The following is a 12,644-nucleotide window of genomic DNA, read 5'->3' as shown; positions in this document are numbered from 1 at the left end:
GGCACCGCCCGGCCCGGGGCCGCTCCCGTCGTCGGCCGCGCCTCATCTCCAGAACCCGCATAGGATCACCGGATGACCCGCACGATCTACCTCACGGGGGAGGCGAAGTCCCCGAGCAACAATCCGATCACGACGCAGTGGGGATTGTTCTTCGTCGGCCTCGTCGTCGATACTGAGACCCACGTCATCCAGGCAGCCGACTGCACCGCCACACTGACGCTCACGGTCGAGTTCGTCCGCGAGCTGGTGGTCGGTCGATCCCTGCTCGAGGAGGACGCCCTGGTGGAGTCGATCACCGACAGGTACCACGGGTCCTCGCAGAAGGCTCTCGCCGCCGCCGTGCGCAGCGCCGCCGCGAAGTACCGCGACCTGTCGGCCCTCCCCGACCAGGAGTCATAACCGCATACACGCAGCCGTCCGCCCGGAACCTCACCGAACCGGATCCCGTCGGAAGCACCGCACCGCGCCTCGCCCGAGGCGCCGGTTCCCGGTGCTTCCGATTTTTTGTCCCCGGAGCCGCCGGGGGCACGGCCGCATCCCCTTCCCCACTCACCGAGGAGACCCCGTGATCACCGACGGACTGCTGATGCTCGGCGTCCTGCTGGCGCTCTCGTGCGCCCTGATCGTGCTCGAGCGCACCACCGGCTGGAAGCTGTTCAAGTACGTGCCCGGCATGGTGCTGATGTACCTGCTGTGCGCGGCGCTGAACTCCCTGGGGGTGTTCGGGCAGGACGACGCGACCCGCGCCCCCATCGCCGCCGTGAAGGACGTCGTCCTGCCGGCGATGATCCTCCTGTTCCTGTTCGGCTGCGACCTGCGCCGCATCATCAAGCTCGGCCCGCGGCTGCTGCTGACCTACGCCGTCTCCGCCGCCTCCCTGTTCGTGGCGATGGTGGGCGTGTTCCTCGTCTTCCAGAGCGCCCTGCACCCGGAGGCGTGGAAGGTGCTCGGCGCACTGCTGGCCTCCTGGACCGGCGGCAGCGCGAACATGGTCGCTGTGCAGGACATCCTCCAGGCGCCGGAGAACATCTTCGGCTACGCCCTGATCACCGACACCCTCATCTACTCGATCTGGCTCACCGTCGCCTTCTCCTCCGTCGCCGTCTCCGGCCGCTTCGACCGCTTCACGAAGGCCCGCTCGACGCACCTGACCGACCACGGCGACGACCTCGAGACCGAGCAGTCGCCGATCACCGTGCAGTCCCTCGCGACCGTCGTCTTCGGCTCGATCTTCGTCTCCGTCGTCGCGACCTGGATCGGCGGCCTGCTCCCGGAGCTGGGCGACGTCGTCAACGCCACCACCTGGACGATCGTCATCGTCTCGGTGCTCGGTCTCGTCATCGCCCAGACGCCGCTGGGCCGGATCGGCGGGTCCACGGAGATCGCGACGCTGATGCTGTTCGTGGTGATCGGTCAGATCGCCTCCGGCTCGGACTTCTCCGCGCTCACGCAGGCGCCCCTGTACCTGCTGATCGGCCTTCTGGTCGTGCTCGTGCACCTGGCGATCATGGTCGTCTACGCCAAGCTCACCCGCACCGACCTGTTCTCGATCGCTGTCTCCTCGACCGCGAACATCGGCGGGATCGCCTCCGCGCCGGTCGTGGCCAGCGCCTTCAACCGCCAGCTCGTGCCGGTCGGCGTGCTGATGGCGCTGATGGGCTCGTTCCTGGGCACCTTCCTCGGTCTCGCCGCCGCGCAGATCATGTCCGCCCTGTGACCGCCGGGACCACGGAGCACGGCGCCGACCGGGCGACGCTCGAGGTGGTGGCGGTGCGCCGCCACCGCCACCGGGCGCCGCTGCGCCACCCCTTCGTCACCGCCGCCCGCCGCACCGAGGCGGTCGAGTACGTGGTCGCCGAGGTGGAGCTCGCCGGCGGAGCGGTCGGGCAGGGCTCGGCCGCGGAGACCGTCGCGGTCACCGGAGAGGATGCCGCCAGCATCCTCGCCGCGCTCGACGGGCCGCTCGGCGCCGCGCTGCGCGGCGAGCGGGGCACGATCGGCGAGCTCTCCGCCCGGATCGCGGGGGCGATGCCCGGGGCGACGAGCGCGAAGGCGGCGCTCGAGGTCGCCCTCCACGACGCCTGGGCCCGTGCGGCGGGCCGGCCGCTCGTGGAGCTGCTGGGCGGGAGCGCCGAGGCGACGATGCGCAACGACATGACCGTCTCCCTCGAGGAGCCGGAGACCATGGCGCAGCGGGCGCGGGAGGCCGTCGCGGCCGGGCACGAGATCCTGAAGATCAAGCTCGGCCACGACATCGCCGAGGATCGCGAGCGGCTCGCCGCGGTCGTCGAGGCGGCCCCGTCGGCGCGGCTGCGGCTGGATGCGAACCAGGGCTGGCTGCCCGACCAGGCGGTCGAGATCATCACCGGGTTCGAGAAGGACGGACTGCCCGTCGAGCTCGTCGAGCAGCCCGTCGAGGCCGGCGACGTGGAGGGGCTCGCCCGCGTCACCGCCGCGACGTCGCTGCCGATCATGGCCGACGAGGCCGTGTGGTCGGCGGCCGATGCGCACCGGCTCATCGAGGCGCGGGCCTGCGACCTGTTGAACATCAAGCTCGCCAAGACCGGCGGGCTGCGCGGCGCGATCGAGGTCGCCGAGGCGGCACGTCGGGCCGGGATCGACTGCATGCTGGGGGCCATGATGGAGCCGCGCATCTCGATCACGGCCGCCGCGCACCTGGCGCTCGCGCACCCGGCGATCACGATGATCGACCTGGACCCGCCGGCCTGGTTCGCCTCCGCGCTGCCCCGCGGCGGGATCGTCCAGGAGCACGGCGTGCTGCGCCTCGCGGGCGGGCCCGGGCTCGGCCTCGAGCTGCTCCGCCCCGACGAGGACGCCGAGGGAGGTGATCGGTGAGCAGCCAGATGTCCGACCGTCCCCGATCCCTCACGCCCCTCCCCCGTCGGCGCCCCGGCGCCGACCCCCTGAAGGAGATGCCATGACCATCCGCCGATTCCCCGACCTCACCCGACGCGACGGGCTGCGCCTGGCCGCGACCGGCACCGCCGGCCTCGCCGTCGCCTCCCTCGCCGCGCTCGGTCCCGCCTCCGCCGCCCCCGCGCCGCGGCCCGCCGCCGGCACGGCGCCCGCGCCGGGCGATCGCGCCCATGTCGCCGTCTCCGCGACGACGCTGTGGGTCGATCCGCGCACGAACCGGCCCGGGATCGACGACCCGGCGGTGTCGGCCCCCGTCGACCTCGACGCCTGGAACGCGAACATGGAGGACACCGAGACCCGCCGCTGGCTGACGGGCGAGCTGGAGAGCCAGGCGGTGCTCGGCAGCGAGGTGATCGTCGACGAGATCGACGGGGAATGGGCCCACGTGGTCGTCACCGCGCAGTCCACCCCGCGCGATCCGCGCGGCTATCCCGGCTGGGTCCCGGTCTCCCATCTCGTGGTCGACGAGGGCTTCGCCCGCCGCGCCGAGACCTCCCAGACCGCGACCGTCACCGCGCTGACCAGCACCCTCACCGGGACGCCGTCCGGGAACCATCCCGGGATCGACGTCTCCTTCGACACGATCCTGCCGGTGCTCGGCCGCACCGCGAAGGCCGTGAAGGTCGCCGTCCCCGGCGGTCGTCCCGCCTATCTCCCGGCCGCCGACGTGGTGGTGCGGGCGCAGGGCGAGCAGCCGCCGGCACCGACGGTCGAGGACGTGATCGCCACCGGCGAGCGCTTCCTGGGCCTGCGCTACCTGTGGGCGGGCGTGAGCGCCTGGGGCTTCGACTGCTCCGGGTACACGTACACGCTCTTCCACCACCACGGCATCTCGATCGCCCGCGACGCCGGGGACCAGATGAACCACTCCGGTCTCGCGGAGGTGGCGCGGGAGGACCTGCGCCGTGGCGACCTGGTGTTCTTCGCGACGGAGCCGGGCGGCGACTCGATCCGCCACGTCGCCCTGTACCTCGGGGACGACCTGATCATGCAGGCCCCGAACGCGGCGCGCAGCGTGGAGATCATGTCGCTGACCGAGTACGACCCGACCGGGGAGTACGCCGGGGCGCGTCGCGTGATCGACGCCTGAGCCGCGTGCGGCCTGCCCTCGAGCTCCGCTCTCAGGCGGTGAGGCCGGGCAGGAGCTCCCTGGCGAGAGCCACGATCCGCGCATCGGCCTCGTCCTCCGCGAGTCCCGCGGTCATCACTGCGAGGATCCGGCGCCCGGCCCCGGCGGGATCCTCGACGTCGGCGACGTCGTGCCGGTAGCCGTCGACCCACCCGGACTTCGACCCCCATCGGACACCGTCGCGCAGCACGGTCCCGATGATCGGGATCGTCTGGGCGTGCAGGGTCGCGAGGGCGAGCTCGCGGGAATCGGCGGCGAGGCCGGTGCCCGCGACGAGGTGGTGCATGGTGCGGGCGAGGTCCGCGGCGGAGGTCTCGTTGGTGAGTCCCCGCTCGAGGGCCGCGGCGTCCCCGATCAGCCTCTCGACCCGGGTCGCCCCGAGCCCCAGCTCACCGACGACCGCCGCGATGGCATCGAGGCCGACGAGCTCGAGCAGCTGGTCGGTCGCCTCGTTGCTGGAGCGGTCGATCATTCTCGTCGCGAGATCGCGGAGCGCGATCGGGGCGCCGGGCTCGGGGTGGGTGGGATCGACGTGCTCGCCGGACAGGGTGAACTCCTCCCCGTCGGCGCCGGTGAAGGTGCGCGTCGCGGGCAGCTCCGCGTCGAGGTCGAGCTCGCCCTGCTCGGCGGCGCGCAGCACGGCCAGCAGCAGGTGCAGCTTGATGGTGCTCGCGGCGTAGAACGGCTCGTCGGCCCTCGCGGCGGAGAGCACGGCGCCGTCGGCGTCGAGCAGGCAGTGCGCGAGGCGCACCTCGGTCGGGGCGGCGGCGGTGGGCAGCGACATGCCCCGAGCCTACGACCCCGCCGGGTCAGCCCCGCTCGCGCAGCGTCACGGTCCGGGTCTCCCCGTCGGCGGTGGTGATCTGCGCACGCACCTCGGGGTGGGGGTCGGAGTCGTCCTCGATCGGCCACCAGGCGGCGAAGCGACCTTCGGCGAGACTTGCCTCGACCGGCCCTGCGCCGGTCTCGAGCACCACCCGTGTCACGTCCTCCCCGACGTCGCCGGCGACAGCCGTGGATCCCTCGGCCTGCCACCCGTTCTGCGGCATGGCCTCGTCGAATGTCGTGACGACGAAGGTCGTCGAGACCTCGTGCGGCGCGAGCCGGGCGATCGGAGGGTCCTCCACCGAGGTCCTCCCGCCGATCGGCTCCTGCCCGTCCCTCAGGGTCGCGGTGCACAGCAGCTCGCGGCCCTGATCGTCGGCGGCGAGGACCAGGGTGGTGTCCCCGCGGCGCTCCTGCAGGACCGGTCGGAGCTCGGAGGACTCGACCTGCCACCACTGCTCGCACTGCTGGACCCCGGGAGCATCGGCGGGAACTGCCTCCCCCACCGGTGTCCATGTCGCGGAAGCCGTCGTGGGCCGCAGGATGTCGACTCCGACCACGCCCGTCGTCACCATCAGCGTCGCCGCGGCGACGGCGACGAGCCCGGCGCGCCATCGCGCACGTCGAGGACGGCCGACGAGCGGGCGGGCGCCGACGGCAGGACGGTCGCCGACAGACGGGTGATCCGAGCGGCCGCCGCCGTCGCGCGGGGTGGCGAGGATCCGGTGGAGATCCGCATCGGCCCGTGCGGGGCGTCCGTCGCCTGTCGGCGGAGCCGGATCGAGCGTCCGCAAGGTGTTCTCGAGCGTCGTGGTCCTCATGAGGTCGCCTCCCAGGCGGTGTCGGCAGGGCGTGCGGTGCGGTCGGCGGCGGTACGGGGGCTCGGCAGAGGGCCGCCCTCCACCAGGCGACGCAGCCGTCGCCGGGCGCGGGAGAGCCGCAGCCGGTAGGCGACCGGAGTGGTGCCGAGAACTCGGGCGGCCTGCCTCGAGGTGAGACCGTCGAGCACGGTGAGCGCGATGACCTCCTGCTCCGTCTGGGTGAGGTGCGTCCAGGAGCGGCCGACATCGAGCCGCAGCGTCGCCGCGTCGTCGTTCGCCTGCCCGGCTCGGGCGTCATGGCCCGCGAGCCGCACACCGAGCGCGTCCCGGCGACGATCGCTGCGCCGCGAGTTCGCGAGCGTCCCCCGCGCGATGCCGAACAGCCAGGCCCGGGCGTCGCCGGGATCCTCGGGCAGGTCCTCGAGCCTGCGCCAGGCGACCAGGAAGGCCTCGGCGACGACGTCCTCCGCGCCCTCATCCCCGTGCCGACGGCAAACGAAGCGGAGGACGTCGCCGTATGTGCCGTCGAACAGCGCGATGAATCGCTGCTCGGGATCGGGACTCTGCGGTGTGCTCACATCCCTCTCCTGTCCGGCACCGGCACCGGTGTGTCAGAGCCCGACCCTAAGGCTGCGCCGCCCGCAACTTCTGTGACGCCACGACTCATGTCAGGGCGCAGATGAGTCCTCACGGCAGCAAAACCCTCCGCGGCCGGGCTCGTGGAGGCGGCCGGGCGGCGAGGGCATCACCCCGGCGGAGCCGTCCTCGCCGGGACCCGCCCCGCACGACGACGCGCCGCGCCTCCCTGCGGGGAGACGCGGCGCGTCGTGGCGTGCGGCGCGGCCGCGGCCGTACGGGTCGAGCTCAGGCGCCCTGGTGACCGGCGAAGGTGTCGGGGTCCGGGCCCTGGCGGCCGGCGGCGCCCTTGTCGAGGGCGGCGATCTTCGCGATCTCGTCATCGGTGAGCGTGAGCTCGAGGGAGGCGAGGTTCGCGGCGATCCGCTCGGGGGTGACGGACTTCGAGACCACCACGTTGCCGAGCGCGAGGTTCCAGGCGAGCAGCACCTGGGCGGGGCTCACGCCGTGCGCCTCGGCGACGGCGGTGACCACCGGGTCCTCGAGCTCGCCGCCGCCCTGGCCCAGCGGCGACCAGGCCTCGGTGACGATGCCCTTCTCGGCGTGGAAGGCGCGCAGCTCGGCGTTGCCGAGGTACGGGTGGACCTCGATCTGGTTCAGGACGGGCAGCACGCCGGTCTCGGCCTCGATCGTCTCGATGTCCTCGCGGCGGAAGTTCGAGACGCCGATGGAGCGGATCCGGCCCTGCTCCTTGAGCTCCACGAGCGCCTTCCAGGTCTCCAGGGCCAGGCCCTTGGACGGGGCGGGCCAGTGGATGAGGTAGAGGTCGAGCTCGTCGAGGCCCAGGTCCTCCATGGTCGCGTCGAAGGAGCGCAGGGTCGCGTCGCGGCCCTGGTCCTGGTTGGGGACCTTCGAGGTCACGAAGACCTCGTCGCGCGGGAGGCCGGCGGACTTCACGGCCTGGCCGACGCCGGCCTCGTTGTTGTAGCCGCGGGCGGTGTCGACGTGGCGGTAGCCGGCCTCGAGGGCCTTGACGACGACGTCGGCGGCGACCTCGTTCTCGACCTGCCACACGCCGTAGCCGAGCTGCGGGATGGAGCGGCCGTCGTGGAAGTCGATGCGGGGCGAGGTGGTCATGGGGCTCCTTGCTCTCGGGTCGCGGCGGACTCGACCGCCGCTGGACACTCCCCCAGGCTATCGCTCGCTCAGCTGCGGCACACTCCGAGGCTGAACGGTCGGGAGCCGGGGTCCTGCTCGAGCCAGCTGGCGAGCTCGGGCGGGTGGACGACGTGCTCGCCGAGCCGGTCCAGCGCCAGCCAGGCGGTGCCGGCCTGGCCGGGGTCCGGCTCGGTGCCCTCCCCGGGCTCCTCCCCCTCGGCCAGGCCGCACCAGTAGGCGATGTTGACCTGGTGGAACGGCGGGATCGGGGCGCCGTCGACCATGCGTCGGTCCATCATGATCTCGAACAGACAGGCGGGCTGGTGCACCTCGACCTCGGCGCCGATCTCCTCGCGGCACTCGCGGACCATCGCCGCGGTCTGGTCCTCGCCGTGCTCCTGCCCGCCGCCGGGAAGGGCGAACACCTCCCGACCGTCCGGTTCCAGGTAGCGGTTCATCAGCACCTGCCCCTCGCGGACGATCAGCGCCTTCACTCCCAGCCTGGGGTTCCTCATGCGATCTCCTCCTCGTCCTCGGCACGCCCCAGCAGCGCCTCGGCCCGTGCCCGCAGAGTCTCGGCGTCCTCGGCCTCGAGCAGCGCGGCGACCGCCTGCTCGTCCTGCAGCAGGCCCATCAGGCGCTGCAGGGCGGCGAGGTGATCGCGCGCGTCGGTCAGCAGCGGCATGGCCAGCAGCTGCACCGGGACCTCCCCGCCGCCGGCCCCCATCTCCCCGAAGGCGACGGGGCGGGCGAGGGTCGCGAGCGCCAGGCCCGGGACGAGCACGTGCTCGGGGTCTGCGTGCGGGATCGCGGTGGGGATCGGGGTGGGCAGGCCCGTCGGGTAGCGCTGCTCGCGCGCCTGCAGCGCTTCGGGGAAGGCGTCGGTGACGGCGCCGTCGTCCAGCAGGTGCCCGGCGAGGGTGCGCAGCGCGTCGGCCGCGTCGGCCGCCTCGAGGCGGGCGAGGACGAGGCTCAGCGCGAGCGGTGCGCGGGGCGTGCGCGGATCTGTGCTCATGGTTCCTCCCGGACGGCGACCCCCTGATTCTGGCACCCGTCGGCGCTCACCTGCGTACGCTGGACTCGTTCCGTCCGGCGCGTCTCGCGCCGCCGCCCGCCAGGAGAGCCCATGCCCGCCCCTCGAGACACCGCCCTCGTGGTGCGCGCGGCGCGCCTGTATCACGAGCAGGGCCGCTCGCAGACGGAGGTGGCGAAGGAGCTGGGACTGTCCCGCTCGAACGTCTCGCGGATCCTCTCCCAGGCCCGGGAGCGCGGGATCGTCGAGATCACGATCCACGACCCCGACGGCCCGCCGCGCCGCGACGTGGCGCTCGAGGCAGCGCTGCGGGCGACGTTCTCGCTGCGGGAGGCGCATGTGGTCTCCGCGCCGCGGGCTTCGGCGATGGAGTCGGTCGCGCGACAGGGCGCGGCACTGATCGCGGAGCGCGCGGGCCGGGTGCGCAGCCTCGGCGTCTCCTGGGGGCAGACGGTCCAGAGCGTCGTCGCCGCCCTGGACTCCCTCCGCCTCCGGCCGACGCCGACGGTGCTGCCGCTGGTGGGCGGGCACAGCGCCCTGGACCAGTTCGACTCCGGCGAGTCCGTGCTGCGGGTGCTCGCCTCGCGGCTCGGAGCGACGCCGCGGACGCTCTACGCCCCGGCGGTGCTGGAGTCCGCGACGGCGGTCGCCACGCTGCGGGCGGAGTCCTCGATCCGCACCGTGCTGGAGGCGGCCGCGCAGGTCGAGCTCGCGGTGGTGGGCATCGGCTCGCTCGGCGTGCACTCCTCCCCGCACGTGCTGGACCTGATGGCGCTCGGCGAGGAGGAGCGCGAGGCCTTCGAGGCGCAGCGCCCGGTGGGCGATGTGTGCGGCCGGTTCGTGGACGCCGACGGGATCCCGCTCGGGGCGCCGACGGATCAGCGGGTGCTCGCGGTGACCTTCTCGGAGCTGCTGCGGATCCCGGAGGTCCTGGGCGTCGCGGCCGGTGAGGAGAAGGCGCCCGGGGCGGTGGGGGTGCTGCGCAGCGGCGCGATCGACACCCTGGTGGTCGATGTCGACCTCGCCCGCGAGGTGCTCGCGCTCAGGTCCCGCGCCTGATCAGATCCCGCCCTTGAGCACGCGCTCGAAGCGGGCGGTGAGCTCGGCGTCGACGGGCAGCTCGTGCTCGTCGAGGTGGGTGATCGGGGCGGCGAGGCGGGTGGAGGACAGCAGCCAGGCGCCGTCGGAGCCCTTGACGTCCTCGATGGTCATGAGCTCCTCACCGGTGGCGAGGCCCTGCTGCTCGCGCAGCCATTCGAAGAGGGTCGCGACAGCGGTGCCCGCGAGCACGCCGGCGCTCGCGGGGGTGGTGAGGAAGGTGTCGCCGCGGCGCACGAGCAGGGTGGAGGTGGGGCCCTCGAGGGCGTAGCCGTCGCTGGAGACGAAGAGGACGTCGGCGGCGCCGCGGCGCTTCGCCTCGCGCACCGCGGCCATGTTCACGGCGTAACTGAGGGTCTTCGCGCCCTGCAGCAGCCAGGGGCTGGTCTCCGCGGCGGTGGTCGCCAGGCCCCGGTCCAGCACGGCCACCTTCATCCCGGCCCGGTACGGGCTCCAGTCGTCGGAGGCCTTGGCGTGGATCCAGCAGGTGGGCGTGCCGGTGCCCTCGACGCCGCGGGTGTACATCACACGCACGCTGAGCTCGGCGACGGCCTCGTGGGCGGCGATCGCGGCGTCGACCGCCTCGGCGAGCAGCGCCTGGTCCGGGGCGGGCAGGTCGATCATCTCGGCGCTGCGGGCGAGGCGGGCGAGGTGAGGGCCGACGTTGACAGGGCTGCCGTCGAAGGCGCCGATGGTCTCGAAGACGCCGTCGCCGCGGGTGGCGACGAGGTCGGTGACGGAGAGCTGCGGGACCGTGGGGTCGGCGAGGCGGTAGCCGGGTCCGCCGCCCGACGGGGCCCCGGTCGCGCCGGGGACGAGCACGAGCACCGGGGCGGGGGTACGGGGGCTGGTCGCGGTCATGTCACTGCTCCTTCACGGGGCCCGCAGGGGTGCGGAGCCGTCTCACCAGGGTAGACCTGCCGCGCCGACGGCTCAGCCCCAGCCGATCCCCTCGCCGATCGCCGAGGCGCCGCGCGGGCTCGGGGCGTCGCCGCCGGTGGCGCCGCCGAGCATCTCTCCGATCATGGCCACCAGGCGCTCGAACAGGGTGCCGTGCTCCTCGGCGCCGGGCGCCTCGAGCCGCCCCGCGGGCAGCGAGCCGGCGCTCTGCGCCGGGCCGTCCACGAGTCCCTGCAGACCCATCGCGCCGCCCTGCGCAGGGGCCTCGCTCCCGGTCCCCGCAGCACCCGCCTCGGCGCCGCCGGATCCACCGGCCCCCTCGGCACCGCCCCCGCCGGACCCGCCGCCCGACGACGAGCCGCCGTCGGAACCACCACCGGACCCGCCCCCGGCCCCGCCGGACGCGGACTCCCCCGCACCGCTCCAGGACCCACCGGAACCACCAGCACCCTCTACGCCGGCTCCAGCGCCCGCACCGGCTCCTCCACCGGCAGCGCCGTCGGCGCCACCACCGGCACCGCCACCGGACCCCTCACCCAGGCGCCCCTCCTCCCCGATCAGGTTCCCGAGCCCGCCGCCGGCGCCGAGCCCGGCCAGCAGCTCCTCGAGCAGCATGCCGAGGGCGAGACCGCGCAGGACGAGGTCGGCGAGCAGCCCGCCGAGCAGGCTCCCGAGGAAGGCGCCGAGCAGCGCGGCCCGCCCCTCGGGGGTGGCGAGCGCCTCGCGCAGCATGTCGGCGAAGCGGCCCGCGGGCCCGCCCTCGCCGCCTAGCGCGCCGCCGCCGAGCAGGTCCCGCAGCATCCCCTGCGCCCTCCGCGCCATGTCCGCGAGGAACTCGCCAGGGTTCGACCAGGGGCCGCCGAAGCTGTCGGGGCTCGAGGCGGCCTCCTGCTCCTCGGCGTGCTGGGCGAGGCGTCGCGCCTGCTGGCGCAGCTCGAGACCGCGGTCCTGGAGACCGGGGCGCACGCTCCCGGACCAGTCGGCGCGGAACCGCTCGGCGTCCTCCCCCACCCACTCGACGGTCTCGATCACCGCGGAGAGCCGCCCCTCGAGCTCGTCGAGCAGCTCCGCACGCCGGGCGCAGAACGCGCCCATCGTCCGCAGGGCCTCGGCGTCCGCCCCCCAGAATCCGTTCATGCCTCCCCGTTCCCCTCGCAGTGACCGTGTCGCAGTCCCCGCCTCGTGCCTCGCCGGGCACGCCCCCGAACCTATGCGTCCCGGCCCTCACCCCGCCATGGGGAGGACTCCCCATCACGGCCGCGACCGGCGGAGTCGGGGGTCTCCTAGGGGGACGCGCGGTGCTCGTCGGAGGTCCCGGACGTGCGCGATCCGCCCCTCGCCGTCGGTGTCACAGGTGCCGTGCCTGGGCGTCACCGCGCGCCCGGCTCAACCCCCGTGCACGGCGAGCACGAGGCCGTGCTCGCGCCAGCGCAGATGCATCTCCAGCGGGTCCCCGTCGGTCTCGACCTCCACCGGGTCCACGCGGGTGCCGAGCGCGGCGCCGCGCAGGTCGGCGAGCGCGAGCGCACCGTCCGCCTCCCCCGCGGCAGGGGCGACGAGCTCCGCCTCGGCCACGTCCTCGACCATGCCGAGGATCGCCGCGAAGAGGTGGGCGTCCATGAGCTGCTCGGCGGCCTCGGCGCGCTCGCCCTCGGAGTCGTCCTCGGCGGGGCCGCGGGAGGAGAGCTCGGCGAGTGTCGCCTCGAGCGCATCGGTGAAGAGGCCCAGGTAGGTGGGCAGGTCCGGGGCGGCGAGCTGCAGGGCGAGGTCCTCGCCGATGCCGTAGACCGCCCCGGGGGTCCCGAGCTCGTCGAGGGTCAGCACCACGGCGGTGTCCGGGGTCTCGTACAGGGGGTAGTAGCTGGTCGCCTCGCCCAGCAGCGTGTACGGCCCGACGTCGGTGCGGTTCTCGACCAGCAGGGTCAGCACCGGCAGGCCGCGCAGGGTGATCCCGCCGAGCTCGTCGACGAGCTGCTCGAGGGCGGGCGGCGGATCGGCGGCGACCTCCTCCTCGGTGACGGCGAGGCCGGGCACCATGGCGACGTCCTGCTCGTGGACGGTGACGAGGGAGGCCAGGCGGTCCAGGACCGGGCGCAGCGGGGCGATCGGCAGCACCTCGGCGCCGTCGGGCCAGGGCAGGGAGGTGTTCATCGGCGTGCTCACCCGC

At 74.0% G+C, this 12,644-nt stretch carries 14 protein-coding genes; 5 read left to right on the top strand and 9 right to left on the bottom strand.

Annotated elements, in window-relative coordinates; genetic code table 11:
* The first annotated feature begins 72 nt into the window (after positions 1-72).
* The 4 genes from L3K22_RS08600 (at position 73) to L3K22_RS08585 (ending at position 4,027) form a co-directional block, all read left to right on the top strand.
* A complete protein-coding gene (locus L3K22_RS08600; protein WP_053917318.1) occupies positions 73-399 on the top strand; it encodes a DUF3870 domain-containing protein in 327 nt (108 codons plus the stop codon).
* A 166-nt stretch (positions 400-565) separates the two neighbouring features.
* Positions 566-1,717 (top strand): DUF819 family protein, encoded by a 1,152-nt coding sequence (locus tag L3K22_RS08595; RefSeq protein WP_263311005.1) that lies wholly within the window; start codon positions 566-568, stop codon positions 1,715-1,717.
* Positions 1,714-2,856 carry a dipeptide epimerase gene (locus L3K22_RS08590; protein WP_263311004.1) on the top strand — a complete coding sequence of 381 codons (1,143 nt, stop codon included), beginning with the start codon at positions 1,714-1,716 and terminating at the stop codon, positions 2,854-2,856. Before L3K22_RS08595 ends, L3K22_RS08590 begins: the two co-directional genes overlap by 4 nt.
* 82 nt (positions 2,857-2,938) lie before the next feature.
* Positions 2,939-4,027: a C40 family peptidase gene (locus L3K22_RS08585; RefSeq protein WP_263311003.1), complete on the top strand. Its 1,089-nt coding sequence runs from the start codon at positions 2,939-2,941 to the stop codon at positions 4,025-4,027.
* Between the two features lie 31 nt (positions 4,028-4,058).
* Here L3K22_RS08585 and L3K22_RS08580 read toward each other — a convergent pair whose 3' ends face one another.
* The 6 genes from L3K22_RS08580 to L3K22_RS08555 all read right to left on the bottom strand — a co-directional run bounded on the left by L3K22_RS08580 (position 4,059) and on the right by L3K22_RS08555 (position 8,461).
* The gene (locus L3K22_RS08580; protein ID WP_263311002.1) at positions 4,059-4,850 is read right to left on the bottom strand and encodes a serine hydrolase; all 792 of its coding nucleotides are present in this window, start codon (positions 4,848-4,850) and stop codon (positions 4,059-4,061) included.
* A gap of 25 nt (positions 4,851-4,875) precedes the next feature.
* On the bottom strand, positions 4,876-5,712 hold the full coding sequence (locus L3K22_RS08575; protein ID WP_263311001.1) for a hypothetical protein: 837 nt from the start codon (positions 5,710-5,712) through the stop codon (positions 4,876-4,878).
* On the bottom strand, positions 5,709-6,290 hold the full coding sequence (locus tag L3K22_RS08570; RefSeq protein WP_263311000.1) for an RNA polymerase sigma factor: 582 nt from the start codon (positions 6,288-6,290) through the stop codon (positions 5,709-5,711). Before L3K22_RS08570 ends, L3K22_RS08575 begins: the two co-directional genes overlap by 4 nt.
* A 286-nt stretch (positions 6,291-6,576) precedes the next feature.
* The gene (locus L3K22_RS08565; RefSeq protein WP_263310999.1) at positions 6,577-7,425 is read right to left on the bottom strand and encodes an aldo/keto reductase; all 849 of its coding nucleotides are present in this window, start codon (positions 7,423-7,425) and stop codon (positions 6,577-6,579) included.
* Between the two features lie 68 nt (positions 7,426-7,493).
* Entirely contained in the window at positions 7,494-7,961 is a 468-nt protein-coding gene (locus L3K22_RS08560) for an NUDIX domain-containing protein (RefSeq protein ID WP_263310998.1), read from the bottom strand.
* Positions 7,958-8,461 (bottom strand): PTS sugar transporter subunit IIA, encoded by a 504-nt coding sequence (locus tag L3K22_RS08555; protein WP_263310997.1) that lies wholly within the window; start codon positions 8,459-8,461, stop codon positions 7,958-7,960. The genes L3K22_RS08560 and L3K22_RS08555 overlap by 4 nt, the downstream gene beginning before the upstream one ends.
* 111 nt (positions 8,462-8,572) lie before the next feature.
* Here L3K22_RS08555 and L3K22_RS08550 point away from each other — a divergent pair, with 111 nt between their 5' ends.
* On the top strand, positions 8,573-9,538 hold the full coding sequence (locus tag L3K22_RS08550; protein ID WP_263310996.1) for a sugar-binding transcriptional regulator: 966 nt from the start codon (positions 8,573-8,575) through the stop codon (positions 9,536-9,538).
* Here the strand turns inward: L3K22_RS08550 and L3K22_RS08545 are convergent, their stop codons facing one another.
* The 3 genes from L3K22_RS08545 to L3K22_RS08535 all read right to left on the bottom strand — a co-directional run bounded on the left by L3K22_RS08545 (position 9,539) and on the right by L3K22_RS08535 (position 12,640).
* On the bottom strand, positions 9,539-10,438 hold the full coding sequence (locus tag L3K22_RS08545; RefSeq protein ID WP_263310995.1) for an aminodeoxychorismate lyase: 900 nt from the start codon (positions 10,436-10,438) through the stop codon (positions 9,539-9,541). It abuts the gene before it with no gap.
* 72 nt (positions 10,439-10,510) lie between these two features.
* Positions 10,511-11,614: a hypothetical protein gene (locus tag L3K22_RS08540; protein WP_263310994.1), complete on the bottom strand. Its 1,104-nt coding sequence runs from the start codon at positions 11,612-11,614 to the stop codon at positions 10,511-10,513.
* A gap of 249 nt (positions 11,615-11,863) precedes the next feature.
* On the bottom strand, positions 11,864-12,640 hold the full coding sequence (locus tag L3K22_RS08535) for a hypothetical protein (protein ID WP_263310993.1): 777 nt from the start codon (positions 12,638-12,640) through the stop codon (positions 11,864-11,866).
* Positions 12,641-12,644: the final 4 nt, after the last annotated feature.

It is taken from the genome of Brachybacterium atlanticum (genome assembly GCF_025669985.1).
GTDB lineage: Bacteria > Actinomycetota > Actinomycetes > Actinomycetales > Dermabacteraceae > Brachybacterium > Brachybacterium conglomeratum.
Note: the sequence above shows the minus strand (reverse complement) of the source record. Positions and strands in the feature narration are given on the sequence as shown.